The organism is Planotetraspora silvatica (genome assembly GCF_016863315.1).
Classification (GTDB): Bacteria; Actinomycetota; Actinomycetes; order Streptosporangiales; family Streptosporangiaceae; genus Planotetraspora; species Planotetraspora silvatica.
Map to the genome: position 1 here is coordinate 80017 of NZ_BOOQ01000049.1, position 19110 is coordinate 99126.

Annotated in this window: 21 protein-coding genes; 12 read left to right on the forward strand and 9 right to left on the reverse strand. The window is 70.6% G+C overall.

Annotated elements, in window-relative coordinates:
* From mtlA to Psi02_RS32630, 3 genes are all read right to left on the reverse strand, one after another.
* Entirely contained in the window at positions 1-1170 is a 1170-nt protein-coding gene (gene mtlA / locus Psi02_RS32620) for a mannitol-specific PTS transporter subunit IIC (protein WP_203979681.1), read from the reverse strand.
* Between the two features lie 73 nt (positions 1171-1243).
* Positions 1244-2185 carry a 1-phosphofructokinase gene (pfkB, locus tag Psi02_RS32625; RefSeq protein ID WP_203979682.1) on the reverse strand — a complete coding sequence of 314 codons (942 nt, stop codon included), beginning with the start codon at positions 2183-2185 and terminating at the stop codon, positions 1244-1246.
* The gene (locus tag Psi02_RS32630) at positions 2182-2943 is read right to left on the reverse strand and encodes a DeoR/GlpR family DNA-binding transcription regulator (protein ID WP_203979683.1); all 762 of its coding nucleotides are present in this window, start codon (positions 2941-2943) and stop codon (positions 2182-2184) included. Before Psi02_RS32630 ends, pfkB begins: the two co-directional genes overlap by 4 nt.
* A 303-nt stretch (positions 2944-3246) precedes the next feature.
* Between Psi02_RS32630 and Psi02_RS32635 the strand changes: the two genes are divergently transcribed.
* The gene (locus Psi02_RS32635) at positions 3247-4983 is read left to right on the forward strand and encodes a VanW family protein (RefSeq protein ID WP_203979684.1); all 1737 of its coding nucleotides are present in this window, start codon (positions 3247-3249) and stop codon (positions 4981-4983) included.
* Positions 4984-4992: 9 nt separating this feature from the next.
* Here Psi02_RS32635 and Psi02_RS32640 read toward each other — a convergent pair whose 3' ends face one another.
* Entirely contained in the window at positions 4993-6468 is a 1476-nt protein-coding gene (locus Psi02_RS32640; protein WP_203979685.1) for an amidohydrolase family protein, read from the reverse strand.
* Between the two features lie 251 nt (positions 6469-6719).
* Between Psi02_RS32640 and Psi02_RS32645 the strand changes: the two genes are divergently transcribed.
* From Psi02_RS32645 to Psi02_RS32685, 9 genes are all read left to right on the forward strand, one after another.
* A complete protein-coding gene (locus Psi02_RS32645) occupies positions 6720-7520 on the forward strand; it encodes an IclR family transcriptional regulator domain-containing protein (RefSeq protein ID WP_203979686.1) in 801 nt (266 codons plus the stop codon).
* A 233-nt stretch (positions 7521-7753) separates the two neighbouring features.
* Entirely contained in the window at positions 7754-8938 is a 1185-nt protein-coding gene (locus Psi02_RS32650; protein WP_203979687.1) for a CaiB/BaiF CoA transferase family protein, read from the forward strand.
* An 82-nt stretch (positions 8939-9020) separates the two neighbouring features.
* Complete coding sequence (locus Psi02_RS32655; protein ID WP_203979688.1) at positions 9021-9812, forward strand: citryl-CoA lyase; 792 nt, start codon at positions 9021-9023, stop codon at positions 9810-9812.
* A 30-nt stretch (positions 9813-9842) separates the two neighbouring features.
* Positions 9843-10706 (forward strand): DODA-type extradiol aromatic ring-opening family dioxygenase, encoded by an 864-nt coding sequence (locus tag Psi02_RS32660; RefSeq protein WP_203979689.1) that lies wholly within the window; start codon positions 9843-9845, stop codon positions 10704-10706.
* On the forward strand, positions 10703-11065 hold the full coding sequence (locus Psi02_RS32665; RefSeq protein ID WP_203979690.1) for a hypothetical protein: 363 nt from the start codon (positions 10703-10705) through the stop codon (positions 11063-11065). The genes Psi02_RS32660 and Psi02_RS32665 overlap by 4 nt, the downstream gene beginning before the upstream one ends.
* Positions 11062-12135, forward strand: coding sequence for a quinone oxidoreductase family protein (locus Psi02_RS32670; protein ID WP_239095360.1), 1074 nt, complete (start codon positions 11062-11064; stop codon positions 12133-12135). Before Psi02_RS32665 ends, Psi02_RS32670 begins: the two co-directional genes overlap by 4 nt.
* Positions 12136-12426: 291 nt before the next feature.
* Positions 12427-12798, forward strand: a complete 372-nt coding sequence (locus Psi02_RS32675; protein WP_203979691.1) for a DoxX family protein — start codon at positions 12427-12429, stop codon at positions 12796-12798.
* Between the two features lie 259 nt (positions 12799-13057).
* Positions 13058-13438, forward strand: a complete 381-nt coding sequence (locus Psi02_RS32680) for a winged helix-turn-helix transcriptional regulator (RefSeq protein WP_239095361.1) — start codon at positions 13058-13060, stop codon at positions 13436-13438.
* Between the two features lie 264 nt (positions 13439-13702).
* On the forward strand, positions 13703-16396 hold the full coding sequence (locus Psi02_RS32685) for a glycosyltransferase family 4 protein (protein ID WP_203979692.1): 2694 nt from the start codon (positions 13703-13705) through the stop codon (positions 16394-16396).
* Positions 16397-16475: 79 nt separating this feature from the next.
* On the opposite strand, the gene rpmF is transcribed toward Psi02_RS32685, so the two are convergent.
* Genes rpmF through rpmG form a run of 5 tightly spaced genes read right to left on the reverse strand, consistent with a single transcriptional unit; the run spans position 16476 to position 17601 of the window.
* Positions 16476-16646, reverse strand: coding sequence for a 50S ribosomal protein L32 (gene rpmF / locus Psi02_RS32690; protein ID WP_203979693.1), 171 nt, complete (start codon positions 16644-16646; stop codon positions 16476-16478).
* A 7-nt stretch (positions 16647-16653) separates the two neighbouring features.
* Positions 16654-16953 (reverse strand): 30S ribosomal protein S14, encoded by a 300-nt coding sequence (rpsN, locus tag Psi02_RS32695; protein ID WP_203979694.1) that lies wholly within the window; start codon positions 16951-16953, stop codon positions 16654-16656.
* Complete coding sequence (gene rpmB / locus Psi02_RS32700; RefSeq protein WP_203979695.1) at positions 16953-17189, reverse strand: 50S ribosomal protein L28; 237 nt, start codon at positions 17187-17189, stop codon at positions 16953-16955. The genes rpsN and rpmB overlap by 1 nt, the downstream gene beginning before the upstream one ends.
* Complete coding sequence (locus Psi02_RS32705; RefSeq protein WP_203952088.1) at positions 17189-17434, reverse strand: type B 50S ribosomal protein L31; 246 nt, start codon at positions 17432-17434, stop codon at positions 17189-17191. The genes rpmB and Psi02_RS32705 overlap by 1 nt, the downstream gene beginning before the upstream one ends.
* 2 nt (positions 17435-17436) lie before the next feature.
* Positions 17437-17601, reverse strand: coding sequence for a 50S ribosomal protein L33 (gene rpmG / locus Psi02_RS32710; RefSeq protein WP_203952089.1), 165 nt, complete (start codon positions 17599-17601; stop codon positions 17437-17439).
* Positions 17602-17663: 62 nt separating this feature from the next.
* Here rpmG and Psi02_RS32715 point away from each other — a divergent pair, with 62 nt between their 5' ends.
* The gene (locus Psi02_RS32715) at positions 17664-18815 is read left to right on the forward strand and encodes a CobW family GTP-binding protein (protein ID WP_239095362.1); all 1152 of its coding nucleotides are present in this window, start codon (positions 17664-17666) and stop codon (positions 18813-18815) included.
* Complete coding sequence (gene rpsR, locus Psi02_RS32720; protein WP_203952091.1) at positions 18812-19036, forward strand: 30S ribosomal protein S18; 225 nt, start codon at positions 18812-18814, stop codon at positions 19034-19036. Before Psi02_RS32715 ends, rpsR begins: the two co-directional genes overlap by 4 nt.
* Positions 19037-19110: the final 74 nt, after the last annotated feature.

Below are 19110 nucleotides of genomic sequence, written 5' to 3' on the forward strand. Positions count from 1 at the left end.
TCACGTCTCCTTGGTGGCGGGCACGGACTCGCTGCCGATCGCGCCGTCGGTCTGGGTGGCTGTTCCGGTACCGGTCTCGTCCTCGGGCAGGGCGCCGGGCTCGGCCTCCGCCCGTTCGTCGCCGTTCTTCCTTCCAAAGCCCAGCAGTGCCGACGCGACCGCGAACGAGACCGCGGCGGCCACGACGATTCCGGCGATGACCCCGAAGTAGCCGCCCTTCGGAGTGACCGCGAAGTAGGCGAAGATGCTGCCCGGCGACGGCGAGGCGATGAGCCCGGCACCCGTGACCAGGAAGGTGAGGATGCCCGCTGCGCCGCCGGCGATCGTGGCGAGGATGAGACGGGGCTTCATGAGAACGTACGGGAAGTAGATCTCGTGAATGCCGCCGAGGAACTGGATGACTATCGCCGCCGGCGCGCTGGCCCGCAGCGCCCGAGGCCCGAACAGCATATACGCCAGGAGGAGGCCCAGGCCGGGGCCGGGGTTGGACTCCAGCATGAACAGGATCGACTTGCCGACGCCGGCCGACTCCGCCACGCCGAGCGGGGTGAGCACGCCGTGGTTGATCGCGTTGTTGAGGAACAGGACCTTGGCCGGCTCGATCAGGACCGACGCCAGCGGCAGCAGATCATGGTGGACCAGCCACTCCACGACGTCGCCCGCGGCGTTGGTGATCGTGCTGACGACCGGCCCGATGGCCCAGACGCCCAGGATGGCCATGATTCCGCCGACGATGCCCGCGGAGAAGTTGTCGACGAGCATCTCGAAGCCCGCCTTGATGCGGTCCGCGAACAGCCTGTCGACCTGCTTGATCACGAACGCCCCGAGGGGACCCATGATCATGGCGCCGAGGAACATCGGGATGTCCGCGCCGACCACGACGCCCATGGTCGCGACGGCGCCGACGACGGCGCCGCGCTGTCCGTGCACCATGCGGCCACCGGTGTATCCGATCAGCACGGGAAGCAGGACGGTGATGATGGGGCCGACCAGTTCGGCCAGGGTCGCGTTGGGCACCCAGCCTGTCGGGATGAACAACGCGGTGATCAGGCCCCACGCGATGAACGCGCCGATGTTGGGCATGATCATGCCGGCGAGGTGACCGCCGAATCGCTGGACGGTCGCCCGGATCCCGGTCCCCTGGACCGGCGGTGTATAGGGAGTGGCCAACTGAATGTGCTCCTTCCGGGGAGCCGGCCTGGCAGGCCGGCTGGGGTGGTGCCGGGTGGTTACGTGCCGCTTCTCATCCCCCGGACATAAGCGGCTGGGCCGGATCAGGAGTGCTGATCCGGACGGCTGAGCGATCGATGTCGGACGGGGCGGGCATCCGGCTTCCCGGCAGGCCCACGGCGGCGCTCGCCCAGGCGAGCCCTTCCGCCAGGGCCGACTCGCCGGTCGCGCCTGCGGCCAGGAAGCCGGCGAGCATGGCGTCGCCCGCCCCCACACTGCTGCGCGGCTCCTCGACGGGGCACCTGCCGTACCAGACCCGGTCGTCCTCCATGAGGAGCGCGCCGTCCGCACCGAGGCTGGTGAGCACGGAGCGCGCGCCCATCGCCCGCAGCTTCTCGGCGGCGTCGATGACGTCGCCGAGGCAGGCGATCGGCGTCCCGGTCGCCTCCGCGAGCTCCTCGCGGTTGGGCTTGACCAGGGTGGGGCCGGCGGCGACGGCCGCGACGAGGGCGGGCCCGCTCGTGTCGATCGCCGTCTCGATGCCCGCGGCGGCGAACCTGCGGCACAGCCCCGCGTACACGTCGACGGGCACCCCGGGCGGCAGGCTGCCCGAGGCGACGACCCAGTCGGCCGACTGCGCCGCGTCGAGCACCGCGCTCGCCAGGGTGTCGAGTTCGGCCGGCGTGAGCGCCGTGCCCGGCTCGTTGATCTTGGTGACCGTTCCGTCGGGCTCGGCGAGCGTGACGTTGGACCGGGTCGCTCCGCCCACAGGAACGGGGATCATGTCGATGCCCTCGGCGGACAGCAGGCCGACGAGCTGCCGCCCCTCGTCGCCCCCGAACGGGATGACCGCGCACGAACGCACCTGGTTGGCCAGCAGCGCGCGCGAGACGTTGACGCCCTTGCCGCCGGGGTCGAGATGGGCGGCGGCCGCCCGGATGACCGCTCCCCTGATGAGCGAGCCGACCTCTATCGCACGGTCCAGGCTCGGGTTCAGCGTCAGTGTGAGGATCATGCGCGGACGACCTCCGGTCCGGCGGCGGCGAGGTCCGCCGCCAGCTCGAGATCGAGGCCGGCGTCGCTGACGATCACGTCGATGTCCGACAAGGTCGCGAACCGGGCCAGGTAGTTGCTGGAGAACTTCGTGTGGTCGGCCAGGAGCACGGAACGCTGCGCCGAGGCGACCATGGCCCGCTTGATCGCGGCCTCGGACGGGTCGGGCGTCGTCAGCCCCCGGGTGACCGAGCAGCCGTTCGTCGCCATGAAGGCCACGTCGACGTGCAGCTGCGAGAGCTGCTGGAGCGCCCAGTCCTCGACGGTCGCCAGCGTCCTGCCGCGAACCCTGCCGCCCAGCAGGAACACCGTCAGGTTGGGGCGGGTCGCCAGCACGGTCGCCAGGGGCGGCGAGTTGACGATGACGGTGAGCTCACGGTCAGGGGGAAGCGCCTGGACCAGGCGGCCCGTGGTGGTGCCCGCGTCGATGACGATGGCCCCGTCCTGGGGCAGCTCGGCGAGGGCGGCCTTGGCGATGCGCTCCTTCTCCGCGGTCATGACCTCGTCACGCGTCGCCACGGCCGGCTCGAAGCCGAGCCGTTCGACGGGGATCGCGCCACCGTGCACACGTCGCAGCACGCCCGCGCGTTCGAGGACGGTCAGGTCCCTGCGGATCGTCTCGGTCGTGACGCCGAACTGCTCCGCCAGGGTCACCACGTCGACACGTCCGGCGGCACGGGCCTCACGGAGGATTTCCTGCTGCCGTTCCTCGGCGTACATCCTGTTGGTTCACCGCCGTTTCATGTTGTTTCGCCTTTGTTTATACCCGTCTCTGTTGGGCCGTCAAGAGGTCGACACATGGTGTTTGCAGGGTCGTAATACAGGGGCGTAAGTAGGAGCCCCGAACGTCTCCGCACTCGACCGGTGGGCCGCCCGCCGGGCCCGTACGATGGGCGAGCCCGTTGAGGGCGCGTCCACTTCGGCTTATGCGCCGCCCGCACGTGCCGTCGCCTCGGCGCCCCGCGGAGCGGAGGATCAGGTGAGGAGATCACATGGCGGGCCCGCGGGTGGGCGGCTGAGCCCATGGCCTCTTCGCATCTCATCGAGACCGTTCCCGAGGCGACTCCCCCGCGCCGGTGGTTACGTCGGACCCTGCTCGGCCTCTGCGTGACCGCCGCGGCGGGGACGGTCGGTTACTGCGCGGCCGCAGGCGCGCTGGCGGGCGAGGTCCTGCCGGGCACCCGTGTCGCGGGCGTCGACATCGGCGGCCTGTCCCCCGCGTCCGCGGAAGCGGTGCTGCGGCAGGGGATCGCGAAATCGGCCGACCGGCCGCTGATCGCCCACCTCGGGGCCGCCGGCTCGGAAACCGTCGACGGACGCGAGGTCCTCCCGCCGGGCGAGATCGGGCTGTCGGTGGACGTCCCGGGAACCGTGGCGGACGCCGGAGCGGGGTGGCCGACCCCGGTCGCGGTGGCCCGCGTGCTGCTCGGCGGGCGGGAGGTCTCCCCGCGCGTGGCCGTCGACGGCGCGCGTCTCACCGCGGGCGTCGCCGAACTGGCCGCGGCGATCGACGTCCCGGTGCGGGAGGGCCACGTCGGCTACCGGGACCTCGAACCCCGCGTCACGCTTCCGAAGGACGGGCGCGCGCTCGACCAGGCGGAGGCGGCGCGGGCGCTCCGCTCGGCCTACCTGCGCTCGCAGGAGCCGGTCCGGCTGCCCGTCGGCGTCGTCAGCCCCCAGGTCTCCGCCGCGGTGATGCGCCGTGTCGCGCAGACCACCGCGCGTACGGCCGTCGCGGCTCCCTTCACGCTGAGGAACGGTTCACGTGAGACTGTGCTGAGCCGGCAGGATCTCGCGGCCGGCCTGCGCTTCGTCGCGGCGGGCAGGGACGTGATGCGCCCGTCGTTCGACGCGGACGAGGCCGCCGCGGACTTGAGGTCCAGGCTCATCGGCGACGACCGCGCCCCCAGGGACGCCACCTTCGAGATCGTCGCGGCCAGGCCGCGCGTGGTCCCGTCCCGTACCGGGCAGGCGATCGACGCCGACGGCCTCGGCCGCATCGTCTCCGGCGTTCTCGCGGACGGCGGGAGCCGGACCGTCGACGTCCCGGTCACGAAGGACGCACCACGGCTGACCACCGCCCAGGCGCGCAAGCTCGGAGTCACCGAGCAGGTGAGCTCATTCACCACCGAATATCCGTGTTGCCCCCCGAGAGTCACCAACATCCACCGCATCGCCGAGATCGTGAACGGCCACCTGGTCAGGCCCGGGGAGACGTTCTCCCTCAACGGACTGGTGGGCAGGCGCGACCTGGCGCGAGGGTTCGTCGAGGCTCCGATGATCCTCGACGGCAGGTACGTGAACGACGTCGGCGGCGGCGTCTCCCAGTTCACCACCACGCTGTTCAACGCGGTCTTCTTCGGCGGTTTCCAGGACGTCCAGCACACGCCGCACTCGTTCTACATCTCCCGGTATCCGGCGGGGCGGGAGTCGACGGTCTCCTTCCCGCAACCCGACTTCCGGTGGCGCAACGACTCTCCGTACGGAGTGTTCATCACGACGTCGTACACGAGCACGTCCGTCACGGTGCGGTTCTGGAGCACCAAGCGGTTCGACGTCGAGGCGGAGAGTTCCGCGCGCTACGACGTGAAGGGCTTCCCCACGCTGGCCGACGACGGGCCCGAGTGCATCCCGATGACCGGCGTCGACGGATTCACGATCGACGTGTGGCGGATCTTCAAGAAGGACGACGAGGTGGTCCGCAGGCAGAGGTTCCGGACGACCTACACGCCGGAACCTCAGCTCACCTGCCGCCCGTGACCGGAGCGCTCAGCCCTTCCACTGGGCGCCGCGGGCGTCCCAGTCGGTGTAGGTGTAGGGGTTGTCGAACACCTTCGTCTCGGGGACGTCGGGGTTCATGCCCTTCGCCCACGCCTCCTCGCCGAGCGCGCCGACGAGGTGCTCGACGGTGCTCTCGACGCTTCGCCTCGCGGCGGCGAGGTCGATTCCGACCAGCCGGTGGTCGAGCTTGACGATCCGCCCGTTGACCACGACGGTGTGCACGTCGCCGCGCTGCGCCTGGAAGGCGACGTGCCCGTACGGGTTGAACAGCGGGAACATCACCGGCGAGTGGTCGTTCTTGATGAGGACGATGTCGGCCTTCTTGCCCACCTCCAGGCTGCCGACCGCTCCGTCGAGGCCCAGCGCCCTGCTTCCGCCGCGCGTGGCCCAGTCGACGACGTGCTCGGCGCGGAGATGGGCGTGAGTGATCGTCTCCTGCTTGCCGTGCGCCTCGAAGTGCTCCCTCGACCGGTCCGCGCCGAGCGTGGTGCGCATCGCGGAGAACAGGTCGCCGCTCCACCACACGCTGGTGTCCATCGACAGGGACACGGGGATGTCGTGCCGGCGCAACCGCCAGGTGGGCGGGTAACCCTGGCCCGCGCTCTGCTCGCTCTCCGTGGACACCGAGACCGAGCCGCCGGTGGCGGCGATCCGGTGATAGGAGTCGGGGCTGAGCGTCGCGGCGTGGACGTAGACGGTCTCCGGCGTCATGAAGCCGTTCTCGTGCATCAGGCGGATGCCGTCGTCGTTGGTCGCGCCCCAGACGCCCGCGTGGGTGGTGACGGGGATGCCGAGTTCACGGGCGACCTCGAAGGCGGCCCGCTCGGGGAACTCCGGGTCGCCGGTGACGTCGAAGGCCATCTGGAACCCGAGCATGTCCCCGCGCCCGTGGATCCGGCGGCCGACGAAGTCACGGAACTCGGGCGTGGTGGACCACGCCCACGGGCCCTGCTGGATGTTGCCGTAGGCGAGGACGAAACGGCCGGGAACCGCCTCGAGCGCGTCGACCGCGGCGTCCGCGTGGTCGACGGTCTGCAGGCCGTGGGACCAGTCGACGGTGGTGGTCACGCCCGCGTCCAGGGCCTCGATGGCCGCCAGCAGGTTCCCCGCGTGGACGTCCTCGGGGCGGAAGACCTTGCCCCACTCGAGGTAGTACCAGACGAAATACTGGGTGAGCGTCCAGTCGGCGCCGTAGCCGCGCATCGCCGTCTGCCACATGTGGCGGTGCGTGTCGATCATGCCGGGCATGACGATCCCGCCGGCGGCGTCGATCTCGAGGGTCCCCTCGGGGACCTCCAGGCCGTGCCCGACGGCCGCGATGCGCTCGCCCACCACCAGCACGTCGGCGTCGCGCAGAATGTCGTGCCGGTCGCCCATCGTCAGGACGGTGCCCTTCCGGAACACCACCGGCCGTCCCGGTCCGAGGTCACCGCGGCTCGTGTCGTGGGTGGTCGTCGTGCTCATCGTGCCCCACTTCTTCCCTGGGCCTTCATCCGCCGCCGCGGGGGATCGCGGCACACGGGCATCCACGGACGAATGTCCGTAGAGCGGTCAACGCAATGTGGATGTAACAATAGGTGAGCCACCGCCTCTGTCAAGGGTGCCGGGGGTCCGCAATCGCGGACCCGTCCCGTCCCTCCGATCCGACATACGGACATCACGCCGCACCACGATTAGAGTCGGATGGCCGGCGAACCGACACGAAAGAAGCCCACATGGCGCGCAAGGACACCGGACCGGACTTCATCGAGGCGCTCGCGCGCGGCCTCGATGTGATCAAGGCGTTCCAGCCGGGGCGGCCCGTCATGTCCCTCACCGAGGTGGCGACCGCCGCGGAACTGGCCCGCCCGACGGCGCGCCGGATCCTCCTGACTCTCGAAGAGCTCGGTTACGCCAGGAGTGAGCAGGGCGGCTTCGCCCTCACGCCGCGCGTCCTGGAGCTCGGAGTCTCCTACGTGCACTCCACCGGACTGTGGGAGATCGCCCGCCCGCACATGGAACAACTCGTGACGAGGACGCGGGAGTCGTCGTCCATAGCCCAGCTGGACGGCTCCGACATCGTCTATGTCGCACGCGTGGCCGTCCCGAAGATCGTCACCTTGTCGGTGAGCGTCGGGACACGCTTCCCCGCCCTGCAGACGTCGCTCGGGAAGGTCCTTCTGGCGGGCCTCACCCCCGCCGAGGTCGACAAGGTGCTCGCCGAGCCCGGCCGGTCGGGGATCACCGCGCGCCGTCAGCCCTCGCCCGCCGAGCGGGAGGCCGAGCTCCGGGACGTGCGGGCCAAGGGCTGGGCGCTGACCGACCAGGAACTGGCGCTGGGCATCCGGTCCGTGGCCGTGCCCCTGCGCGACGGGGCCGGCCGGGTCGTCGCGGCGCTCAACGTCAACGCCAACGCCGCCGAGACGCCGGTCGAGAAGCTCACCGAGGAGCACCTGCCGCTCCTGCTCAGGACGGCCGGCGCGATCAGCGCCGACTGGGCCCTCTACGAGTCGATCCCGCAGGTGACCGCGTCCTGACAGCGCGCGGTCCCGACACCGTGCTCCGGCCACCGGCGGAGGGGACGCTGCGCGGTCCGGCGCGGGCGGAGCGCGGCCGTGCCTCATCTGCGAAGTGCCAGCAAACGGGCCTTCCGGCAGCTTGACAGGACGGATGGCGGCGCACAGACTTCCACGACGGACAGTCGTCCGCTCAACGGACGAGCGAGCCGATCGGCCAACGATCAATCGTTCAGAGGGGAACCCGCTTCTTCATGACCGCCTCCAGCGCCGCGATCCCGCCCGCCGCGTCCGGACCGTTGTCGGGCCTGCTCGTGGCCGACTTCTCGCGCGTCCTCGCGGGGCCGTACGCCACGATGCTGCTGGCCGACCTCGGAGCGGAGGTCGTCAAGGTGGAGAGCCCCGCGGGAGACGACACGCGCACGTGGATGCCCCCGGTCCGTGACGACGTGTCCACGTACTACCTGGGCGTGAACCGCAACAAACGTTCGATCGCGCTCGACCTGAAGGACCCCGGAGATCTCGCGGCGGCCCGGGAGCTCGCCCGGCGGGCCGACATCATGGTCGAGAACTTCAAGCCCGGCGGCCTGCGCAGGTTCGGGCTGGACTACGAGTCCGTGAGCGGGTCCAACCCCGGCGTCGTCTACGCCTCGATCAGCGGGTTCGGCTCGGGCGGCGGCGCGGCCCTGCCCGGCTACGACCTCATCGTGCAGGCCATGTCCGGGCTCATGAGCCTCACGGGCGACCCGGACGGGTCGCCGTTCCGGGCCGGGATCTCCGTCTTCGACGTGATGGCCGGCCTGCACGCGAGCATCGGCATCCTCGCGGCGCTGCACCACAGGGCGGCCACCGGCGAGGGCCAGCACGTCGAGGTCAATCTGCTGAGCACCGCGCTGTCCGGGATGGTCAACCACTCCAGCGCGTACGTCGCCGCCGGTGTCGTGCCGCTGCGCATGGGCAACGCCCACCCCAGCCTGTTCCCGTACGAGCCGCTGCCCGCGGCCGACGGCGAACTCATCATCGCGGCGGGCAACGACGGCCAGTTCCGGAAGCTCTGCGAGGTCCTCGGAGTCCCCGAACTTCCCGACGACCCGCGGTTCGCGCGGACCCGGGACCGCACGGCCAACCGGGAGACTCTGCGCCCGCTCCTGTTGGAGCGGCTCGGCCGCCGGTCGAAGATGGAGTGGTTCCACGAGCTCACGGCGGCCGGCGTGCCCTGCGGCCCGATCAACACGATCGACGAGGGCGTCGCCTTCGCCGAAGGGCTGGGCCTCGATCCGGTCGTGACACCCGGCGACGGCGACCAGGCCGTCCCCTCGGTGCGCAACCCCATCACCTTCTCCCTGACCGAGCCCTCCTACCGCCTGCCCCCTCCGGCGCTCGACGAGCACGGCGCCGAGATCCGCAAGTGGCTGGGCGAGCCGGAACATGCTCCCTGACGTGCCCCGCGACACGTACGGCAGGTGCGGTACGGCGGCAGCGGTGACAACGACGATGACGGCGACAGCGAGGAACACACATATGGACGGCGCGACGTTTCCCACCTCGATCGGGACCTCCGATCCGACCAGCATCCGGTTGCTCGGGCAGGACCTGGCGGCCGACCTCATGGGGAAGGTCGGTTTCGGGGAGCTCGCGTTCTGGCTGGTGGCCGGGCGCCGCCCCTCCCCGCAGGAGACCCGGGTCTTCGAGACCGTCCTGGTGGCGCTCGCCGACCACGGGTTCACTCCGACGGCGATCGCCGCCCGGCTGACCTATCTCAGCGCGCCCGAGTCCGTGCAGGGTGCGCTCGCCGCCGGCCTGCTCGGCGGCGGCTCGCGGTTCCTGGGCGTGACCGAGGACAGCGGGCGGTTCCTCGCCGGCGTCCTCGCCGCGCACGAGGGCCCCGTACCCACCGACGACGAGGGCTGGGACGCGCTCGCGCTGGCGGCCGTCACCGAGGCGCGCGAGGCACGCCGCCTGGTTCCCGGGCTCGGCCACCCCGTCCACAAAGTGCAGGACCCCCGGACGCCCGTCCTGCTCGCCATCGCCGACGAGGAGGGCCTGCGGGGACCGCACCTGCGGCTGTTCGAGGCGATCGGCCGGGTCCATCCGCGGGTCCTGGGCAGGACGCTGCCACTGAACGGCGCCGGAGTGTGCGGGGCCGCGCTGGCCGACCTGGGCCTGCCGGTCGACCTGCTGCGCGGATTCGCCCTGCTGGCACGGGCCGCGGGACTCCTCGGCCATCTCGCCGAGGAGTCCCGGCGGCCGATCGGCATGGACGTTTACATGACCGTCGACCGGAACGCGACGTACGTGCCGGACGAGGACTGATCGGTTTCCCATCCCGCCCCGGGAGGTCTCATGGCAGAACTGGTCGCGGTGATCGCGTCCACGCATCACCCCTTCTACTACCGGGCGAGCACGGCCCCGCCGGAGGAACGCCCGCCGTTCGCCGACGCCTGGGTCGCCAAGATCGCGGCCTTCCGCGAGACGCTGACCCGGGCGAACCCCGACGTGCTGGTGATGGTCGGCTCCGACCACTTCCACCAGCTGTGGCTGGACAACATGCCGCAGTTCCTCGTCGGGAAGGCACCGTTCTACGACGCCAACTTCTACAACGAGGAGCGCGAGTTCGGCCTGCCGCGCATGTTGCTGCGGGGCCAGGAGGACCTGTCCGCCCACGTGCTCCGCGAGGGACTCGACGCCGGCTTCGACCTCGCCTTCAGCAACGAGCTGCGCATCGACCACAGCGTGACGTGCCCGATCATCACGCTCAGGCCCGAGGCCGACCTGCCCATCGTGCCGATCTACACGAACATCTTCGCGCCGCCGCTCCCCCGGCCCAAGCGCTTCGTCGAGCTCGGCCGGACGATCCGGCAGCTCGTCGAGTCGTGGCCCAGCGACAAGAGGGTCGCCGTCATCGGCACCGGCCACCTCTCCCTGGAACTCGGCGGGCCGCGCCAGTTCGGCCCGCACGGGCCGGATCCGGAGTTCGACAGGAAGGCCGTCGAATGGATCGCCTCCGGCGACATCGAAGGCTGCCTTTCCGAGGTCACGCTCGACAGCCTGTGGGAGCCGGGCAACGCCACACACGGCTTCATGGACTTCATGCTCATGATGGGCGTCGCCGGAGAGGGCGCGAAGGCCGACTACGTGGACACGCTCGATCTGTTCCACACCATGGAGGCGTACTTCACCTGGTATCCCAATGGGGTGACGGCATGAGCAAGTACCTGATCGACAAGTTCCTGTTCACCGTCGACCGCGATCCCGACCTCGTCGAGCGCTACCGGGAGGACCCTCGCGGCACCGTCGACTGGTGGGAGGCGGAGCGGGCCAACTCGATCCTCGGCTGCCACTCCGGCGAGGCGAGCACCTGGCTGCGGTTCGAGGACACCGAGCGCGAGGCGCTGGCGAGCCACGACTACGTGCGGCTGTTCGAGCTGGGCGCCCACCCGTTCCTCACGCTCACGCTGTTCATCGCCATGTTCGAGCGTGACTACGACGAGCCGCTCGCCTTCCAGAAGGAGTACGGCATGCGGCTCCAGCACTTCAGCCTGCCGTACCCCGACATCGCAACGTGAGCGACGCCAGCGACATGGACGACGTGGGCGGCGTCAGCGACATGGACGACGTGATGCGCGCGGCGGTCATCCGAGCGTGCGGGGACGCGCCGGCAGCGGGAGCGCGCGACCGGCCTCGGCGGGAGAAGGGCCGGGTCGTCGTCAGCGTGCTGGCGGCGCCGATCACGCCGCTCGACCTCCTGTGCGCCTCGGGCACGTCGTACTTCGGCATCCCGGAGTTGCCGTACGTGCCGGGCGTGCAGGGCGTCGGGTTCGTCACGGAGGACACCGAATGGGGACCCGCGGGGACTCGTGTCTGGTTCCCCACCCCGGCCGGGATGCGGCCCGGTGACGGAAGCCTGGCGCAGTACTGCTCCGTCCCCGAGGAGGACCTCGTGCCGCTCCCCGACGGCGTCGGGGAGGCCCAGGCCGCGGCGCTCGGTCTGTCCGCGGTCGCGGCCTGGATGGCGCTGACCTGGCGGGCCGCCCTCCGGCCGGGCGAGCAGGTGCTCGTCCTCGGGGCGGGCGGCGTCGTCGGGCAGGTGGCGGTGCAGGCCGCCCGGCTGCTCGGCGCGCACCGGGTGGTCGCCGCCTGCCGGTCCGACGCGGCACAGGAGACGGCCCGCGCCGCCGGAGCGGACGCCGTCGTTCCCATCACGGCCGGCGACGACGCCGCGACCCTGGCGGAACGGATGGCGGCGGCCTGCGACGGAGGGGCGGACGTCGTCATCGACCCGCTGTTCGGAGTGCCCGCCGAAGCGGCTGTGCGCGTGCTCGCGCAGGGCGGCCGTCTGGTCAATCTCGGCGGGTCCGCCGGGGAGACCGCGACCCTCGGCTCCTCGGCGCTGCGCAGCCGTTCGGCCGCGGTCCTCGGATACACGAACAACGACCTCACCAAGGACCAGCGGCGGACCGCCTTCTCGCAGGTCATGGAGCACGCCGTCGCCGGTCGGCTGAAGGTCGCGTTCGACACGGCCCCGCTCGACCACATCGGGACGGCCTGGGCGAGTCAGGCGGCCGCCACCGCACCCCGCCGGATCGTCGTCACCCCCTGGGCCCGGTCCACGCCGGACGGCTCCGGGCTCAACTGAGCCCGGACTCCCGCACGCGCCCTGCTCGTGCGAGCAGGGCGCGTGAAGAGCGCATGCGAGGCGAGCGCGTGCGGGGCACGTGCATGCGGGGCACGTGCATGCGGGGCGCGTGCGCACATCGATGTCTCATGGGCACATCAATGTGCCTTTTGTGAGCCACGTGACGTTGGTGCATCATGAGCATGCGCACAAACAGTAACCAATGGCGCTGAACTGCGATTATGCGGTTTCTCGCGTGCGTTTCACACCCGCCGGCCGCCTCACGCGGCGGGCTTCCCCCACGGAGTCTCCATGAACATCGTCTTGTGGGTGCTGCAGAGCATCCTCGCCCTTCTCTATCTTTTCGCGGGAATCAAGAAGACCTTCCAGTCGCGTGCCGCGCTGGCCCCGCAGATGGGCTGGGTGGAAGACCTTTCCGACGGCCAGGTCAAGCTCATCGGCGTCCTCGAGCTGCTGGGCGCGATCGGGCTGATCCTCCCGGCCGCCCTCGACATCGCGCCGGTCCTCACGCCGCTCGCGGCGACGGGCCTGGCCCTCGTCCAGGTCGGCGCCATCCCGGTGCACGTGCGCCGGGGCGAGACGAAGCTCGTGCCGTTCAACGTGGTCCTGCTCGTCCTCGCCGCGATCATCGCCTGGGGGCGCTTCGGTCCCTGGGCCTTCTGAGATCCGGCATCACGAGAGTCGCCCGATCGGGCGCGAAGAGCGGGGGCGGTCGCGAGCGGAGCGCGCGGCCGTCCCGGCGTTGCCACGCAGGGGGCGCAAAGGGGGCCGGACAAGGGGCCATACGGGGGTCGTACAGGGGGGAACGGCACCCGGAGCTCGTCAGGGCGACATTTATTCATATCCCATATTACTATGATATTTGAGCATTAAAGGATGGGCCGAATTCCTCTCGGCAGGCCCCGACCGACCTGGAGACGCGATGGACGACGGGAAGGGGACACCCAACCCCTGCGACCGCGTCTCACGTGAAGGGCCGATGGTCAGGGAGGTCCTCGACCGGGTGGGCGACAAGTGGAGCCTGCTCATCATCGGCACGCTGCAGCACGGACCGCGGCGGTTCGGCGAGCTCCGGGAGGCCGTCGGCGGCATCTCGCAGCGCATGCTGACCCTCAACCTGCGCCATCTCGAGCGCGACGGACTGGTGACCCGCTCGGTCTACGCCGAGGTGCCACCGCGGGTGGAGTACGAGCTCACCCGCCTGGGCCGGACCCTGCTCGAACCGGTCTTCGCCCTCGCCGCCTGGGCCAGCGCGAACTACACGGAGATCGAGGCCAACCGCAGGGCGTTCGACTCCCGCTGACACGCGGGTCACCCGGAAACCGGGCCACGAGGCGCCGCCCGGAACGAACCCGGATGAAAAAAGTTCGCATACACGGTCATTTGTTATTTTCTTGATATCCATCAGATATCTGATCGAATTCAACGACCACAACAGACAATTCTTATCCGACAGCTATGCTTTGCACATAAATCCCGTTTGATTGAACCACCGCTGTTGCCCAGGGGACGGCGCCGCCGGTGAACGCCGGCGTGCGCCCGCAATCACCAGTGGAGACGTTCAACAGTGCATATAGCGATATTCGTCGAGAACCGTAATGCAATCGCCCTCACTGGCCGGCTCATCGCGGCCGAGCGCCCGGAAGCACCGGACTTCTCGGTCCTGACCGCGGACGTCGAAGGCGACGTGGCCGCCTGGGTCGCCGCCGAAGGTCAGGCCCGCCTCCCGCACACGACCGTCCGTAATCTCTTCGAGGTGGGCGAACCGGTCGGCGACCGGGAATTCGCCGACGAACTCGAGCGGCGCATCGTGGAATTCGCCGAGAAGGAGAACGTCGACCGGCTCGTCCTGTTCAACGACCAGTCACGCCGGGGGCGGCTGGTCGCCCGTGCGCTCAACCGGCGGCTGCCCGTCGTGCTCGTCCAGGACGGGCATCTCGACTTCCACTACAAGCGCCACGCCGGATCTCAGCGCGACCAGAACTGGTATTACGGCGCCTCAGGCCCCTCCGCCGTCTGCGTCTGGGGCCCGGCGACGAGCAACCACCTGAGGTTCCGGTCGAGCTCCGAAGCAGGCGACGTTGTGATCACGGGGGCGCTCGGCCACAGCGACGACCTCGACCTGGTCAACGCCGCCCGCGCGCAGTCCTTCCGCCCCTCCCGGACGGCCGGAGAGCCGCTCCGGATCGTCGTCCTGGACCAGTCGCTGTCCGACCAGGGCAAGCTGACCGCCAGGGACCACCGCGAGGTGCTGACCGAGATGCTCGCCGCGCTGGCGCCGTACGGGACGATCGACGTGAAACCCCACCCGTCGTCCCGGGACTCCCACCTCGAATGGCTGCAGACCCTGCCGGACGTGACCGTGCGCGGCGCGGACGTGCTCGTCGACGCGGCCGGACTCCGGCCGTACGACCTGGCCGTCACGTTCTTCTCCACGACCTACCTCCAGACGCTGCGCGCCGGCACCCCGCTGGTGCTCTACAACCCCGAGCGGCTGAACATCGTCTTCCCGGTGATCCAGCACGCCATGCTGCGCAACGTGGGCTCCATCGGCGCGCTGACGGACGTCGCCCTGCAACTCAAGACGTCGGCCACGTTCGCCGGCAACGCGCACGGCGAGCCGCTCGACCACTTCCTCAGCTTCGGCGACGGCGTGGCCGACAACATCCTCGACGTGATCACGGGGGCGCGCGTCCCGCGAGAGCCTTCACCCGCCCCGGTGGAACGTGCCACCTCCTCGCCGGTGTCCGCACCCGCCACGCTCGCGGAACGCGCCCTGGCCGACGTTCGCGACCGGGTCACCCGGCCGCACTCGCTCGCCGTGCTCGGCGACGACTTCTCCTACGCCACGGGCGTCGCCGTCCCGGTGCTCACCTACACCCAGTCGCTGCTCGCCCGCAGTCCCGTGGCCGTCCACTACTTCGACATCCAGGCGTTCTCCACCGTGGGGGACGTGCTGGCCGCGTTGCGCGACATGGAGGTGGTGCTGGTCAACAGCCTCGCCTTCTTCTGGCGGTCCCCCATCGCCAACGCGGTCGTGCGCGCCCTCGTCGAGTCGGGGGTCCGCGTCGCGGTGTACGTCCACGAGACGCAGTGGGTCATGGACTACGAGGCGCGCATCCGCGGCGACCGGCACACGGACATGCTGGAGCTGCTGCCCCTCGTGCAGCTGCTGTGCGTCTCCAAGGCGCAGGCGGACCTGTTCCGCATCCTGGGCGCGAGGGACCCGATGATCGTCTACAACACCGTGCCCCGCGATCCCGAGCGGCGGCGGGCCAGGGAGGGGGTATCCAGCGAGTCGCGGATCGTCATGGTGGGCAGCGTCCAGGACCGCAAGGGCGTCGACCTGTTCTCCCGGGTGGCCGAGCGGGCCCGCGCCCTCGGCCTGCCCTGGCGTTTCACCTGGATCGGGCAGCGGACCCGGCGGCTCGGTGAGAGCACGCTCGTCTCCGACGCCGTCGAGTGGCTCGGCCCGCTGCCGCGCCGCCGCGTGCGGCGTGAGCTGGCCGAGTCCGACGTCTTCTTCCTCTCGAGCGTCGACGACCCGATGCCGCTGTCGGTGATCGAGGCGGTGCAGCAACGGCTGCGCGTGGTGACGTACGAGCGGGTCGGCTCCCACGAGGTCCTCGCCGGGGTGTCCGGTTACCGGTCCTTCGGCGAGTACACCCCCGACGCCGCGTTCGCCGCGCTCCAGGCGGTGTTGTGCGAACCGATCTCGGAGGACGGCTTCCGCGAGGTGGAGGACCTGTTCGACATCCCGGCCTTCACCGAGCGCATGTCGACCGCGCTCAGCCTGCCGCGTTCGGCGGATGCCGGGCGGTCGAACGGCGGCCTGTACGACGAGCGCCTCGCGGCGCGGGCCGAACAGCGGCTCGACTTCCGGGTGGCCGAGTTCAAGGAGCTCTACGACTCCGGGCGGCACGACGACGCCCTGCGCGTCGGGAACACCGTGCTGCTCGACCGCAGCCCGATGGACGTGCTGCTCGGCATGGCGGACATCCTCGCGCAGGAGGGCGAACTCACCGAGGCGCGAAGGCTCCTGACGGTGGCCGCGCTCAACGCCGGCGACCGGGCCAAGGCCTGGCTCACCATCGGCCGTCTCGCCCGCGGGCTCGGTCCCGGCGGCAAGGCGCTGTCCACCATCGCGGCCTATGAGGCGTTGCGGATCAACCCGTCCGCCCGGACCGCGTGGGCGCTGTCGCGTTCCGCGCTGGGCGCCCGGATCAGGCGGCGGCCCGACCGGGGCCGGCGCAAGCCGTAGGCGCCCGCGGGGCCCGGGGCGCGGGTCGGCCACCGCGCACCGGGCCCCTCACTTCGTCACCGACTACTCACGTCAGCACCTACGACGGGGGCTCGACGAGCCCCGCGTGATAGGCCTTCACGAGTCGCCTGGGGACGAGGATCCGCCTCCCGTCGAGGACGATGGGCACCAGGTCGAGTGCCTGCGCCTTCCATTGGGAACGGCGGCTGCGGGTGTTGCTGCGGGAGGTCTTCCGCTTGGGGACGGCCATGTCTCTCCTACCAGCTCGACTTGGTGACACCGGGGAGCTCTCCCCGGTGGGCCATCTCACGGAAGCGGATCCGCGAGAGCCCGAACGTGCGCAGGTATCCCCGGGGCCGGCCGTCGACCGAGTCCCGGTTGCGCACGCGGGTGGCGCTGGCGTCACGCGGCTGCCTGCCCAGCTCCCGTACGGCTCTCGCGCGCTCCTCGGCCGTACCCGTCCTGACGACCTTCTTGAGCTCGGCACGACGGCCGGCGTAGCGGGCGGCGACAGCCTTCCTGCGCTCGTTGGCCGCGATCTTGCTCTTCTTGGCCATTAGATCTTCTCTCCCCTGGCCCGGATCCGCGCGACGGCCCGCTCGATGCCGATCTTGTCGATGGTCTTGATCGCCTTGGCGCTCAGCGTGAGCCGTACGAACCGGCCCTCGCTCGGCAGCCAGTAGCGCTTGCGCTGGACATTGGGCTCCCACCGGCGCCGGGTGCGCCGGTGGGAGTGGGAGACGTTGTTACCGAAGACCGGTGCGGCCCCGGTGAGCTGGCAGCGAGCCGACATCACCGGCTCCCGTAGCGCTGCCGGAAGCGCTCGACGCGGCCCTGGGTGTCGAGCACGCGCCCGCGACCGGTGTAGAACGGGTGGCTCGCGGAGGACACGTCGACGTCGACCACGGGGTAGACGTTGCCGTCCTCCCATTCGACGGTCTTGTCACTGGTGACGGTCGACCTCGTCAGGAAGGCGAAGTCCGCGCTCGGGTCGCGGAAGACGACCGGACGGTACTCGGGGTGGATGCCCTTCCTCATGGTTATCGGTCCTCTCTGAACAGCACGTGCTGCCGGGCGATGGGGTCGTACTTGCGCAGCGTCATCCGGTCGGGATCGTTGCGCCGGTTCTTGCGGGTCACGTAGGTGTAGCCGGTTCCCGCGGTCGAACGCAGCTTGATCACGGGACGCACCTCGTTTCTGGCCACTCCAGCTCCTTTCGAGTCGTAGAATGAAAATGATAACCGTTTTATTCCTGAAGGGAGACCTCGTGTCCGTCCCTGTTGTCCTCGTCGCGGGCCTGCACGACTCGGCCAGGACCGCCGCCGTCGATCGGCTGCTCCGCGCCCACCCCGGCTCCGTCGCGGTCCACCACGACCTCCGCGACGTGACTCGCGGCCGAGTGGAGCGCGTCGTCCGCGACGCCTCCCGGATACGTGACAGGACCGACGTCCGGCTGGCCCACGGCTGCGTCACCTGCACGGTCCGCGAGGATCTCGTCCCCGAGCTCGTACGGCAGGCCGCCTCGGCCTCGCTGCTGATCGCGGACCTGTGGGACTCGGTCGAGCCCCGATCCGTCGCCGAAGCGCTCGACTGCGAGGAGGCGCGCGACCTCCTCCGGGTCACCGCCGTGCTGACCGCGCTGGACGCCGTGCACATGCCCGTCGACATCGCCCGAGCCGATCGCCTCTCCGAGGTCGGCCGGCAGGCGGCGCAGGGCGACCAGCGCTACCTGGCCGAGGTGCTCGCACGGCAGATCGAGTACGCCACGGGCCTGATGGTCCACGGCGGCGACGGTGACGAGGGGGACGTGGAGCTGACGCGCGCGGTGCTGGGCCACCTCACCCCGCTGACCCCGGTCGCCCTGGTGGACGGACCGCTTCCCGAGGTGACGGGCGCCGCCCTGCGGGCCGAGGAACTGGCGGCGCGCGTCGACCCGCCGACCGCGCAACTGCCGTGCGACGCGGTGACGGACGAGATCACCACGGTCGTGTGGCACCGCCTGCGCCCGCTCCATCCGGACCGCCTGTTCGAGGCCGTCGACGAGCTGGTCACGGAATCGGTCCGCAGCCGCGGCCGGTTCTGGCTGGCCACACGGCCCGAGCGGTTGCTGGCCTGGGACGCGGTGGCCGGCGTGGTCTCCGTCGAGGACGCGGGCCCGTGGCTGGCGGCGCTGCCCGACGCGGCGTGGGAGCTGATCTCACCCGCACGCCGGATGGCCGCCGCCCTCGACTGGGCGCCGACGGTGGGCGACCGCGTCCAGCACCTGGTCTTCACCGGTCCCGAGCTCGACCGCGAGCGCATTCACACGCTGCTCGACTCCTGCCTGCTCACCCCTGAGGAGTCCCTCGCCGGGCCCGCTGCCTGGGCCGCCTACGACGACCCGTTCGCCGCCGTCCTCGACCTGGAGGAGATCGCATGAAGCCCCGCCGCGTTCCGCGGAAGAAGTCCAATCCCCTGCTCGGCGTCGGCTACATCGATTACAAGGACACCGACCTGTTGCGGAAGTTCATCTCCGACCGCGGGAAGATCCGCAGCCGCCGGGTCACGGGGGTGACCGTCCAGCAGCAGAGGCAGGTCGCACGGGCCATCAAGAACGCTCGCGAGATGGCCCTGCTCCCCTACTCCTCCCGCGCCCGCTGACCCCTCGGCGTTCCGGCGCCGAGGCCTTTACAACGTAGATTCATACGCGGACCCGCCGGGACGCTGTTCCGGCG

What these genes read in the sequence shown, in the direction of transcription:
- Psi02_RS32660 (WP_203979689.1), top strand. Translation starts at nt 9,843, where the DNA reads ATGGCAGAACTGGTCGCGGTGATCGCGTCCACGCATCACCCCTTCTAC.
- rpsN (WP_203979694.1), bottom strand. Translation starts at nt 16,953, where the DNA reads ATGGCCAAGAAGAGCAAGATCGCGGCCAACGAGCGCAGGAAGGCTGTC.
- Psi02_RS32705 (WP_203952088.1), bottom strand. Translation starts at nt 17,434, where the DNA reads ATGAGGAAGGGCATCCACCCCGAGTACCGTCCGGTCGTCTTCCGCGAC.
- Psi02_RS32635 (WP_203979684.1), top strand. Translation starts at nt 3,247, where the DNA reads ATGGCCTCTTCGCATCTCATCGAGACCGTTCCCGAGGCGACTCCCCCG.
- rpmF (WP_203979693.1), bottom strand. Translation starts at nt 16,646, where the DNA reads ATGGCCGTCCCCAAGCGGAAGACCTCCCGCAGCAACACCCGCAGCCGC.
- Psi02_RS32675 (WP_203979691.1), top strand. Translation starts at nt 12,427, where the DNA reads ATGAACATCGTCTTGTGGGTGCTGCAGAGCATCCTCGCCCTTCTCTAT.
- rpsR (WP_203952091.1), top strand. Translation starts at nt 18,812, where the DNA reads ATGAAGCCCCGCCGCGTTCCGCGGAAGAAGTCCAATCCCCTGCTCGGC.
- rpmB (WP_203979695.1), bottom strand. Translation starts at nt 17,189, where the DNA reads ATGTCGGCTCGCTGCCAGCTCACCGGGGCCGCACCGGTCTTCGGTAAC.
- Psi02_RS32655 (WP_203979688.1), top strand. Translation starts at nt 9,021, where the DNA reads ATGGACGGCGCGACGTTTCCCACCTCGATCGGGACCTCCGATCCGACC.
- Psi02_RS32645 (WP_203979686.1), top strand. Translation starts at nt 6,720, where the DNA reads ATGGCGCGCAAGGACACCGGACCGGACTTCATCGAGGCGCTCGCGCGC.
- Psi02_RS32640 (WP_203979685.1), bottom strand. Translation starts at nt 6,468, where the DNA reads ATGAGCACGACGACCACCCACGACACGAGCCGCGGTGACCTCGGACCG.
- Psi02_RS32680 (WP_239095361.1), top strand. Translation starts at nt 13,058, where the DNA reads ATGGACGACGGGAAGGGGACACCCAACCCCTGCGACCGCGTCTCACGT.
- Psi02_RS32650 (WP_203979687.1), top strand. Translation starts at nt 7,754, where the DNA reads ATGACCGCCTCCAGCGCCGCGATCCCGCCCGCCGCGTCCGGACCGTTG.
- Psi02_RS32665 (WP_203979690.1), top strand. Translation starts at nt 10,703, where the DNA reads ATGAGCAAGTACCTGATCGACAAGTTCCTGTTCACCGTCGACCGCGAT.
- Psi02_RS32630 (WP_203979683.1), bottom strand. Translation starts at nt 2,943, where the DNA reads ATGTACGCCGAGGAACGGCAGCAGGAAATCCTCCGTGAGGCCCGTGCC.
- pfkB (WP_203979682.1), bottom strand. Translation starts at nt 2,185, where the DNA reads ATGATCCTCACACTGACGCTGAACCCGAGCCTGGACCGTGCGATAGAG.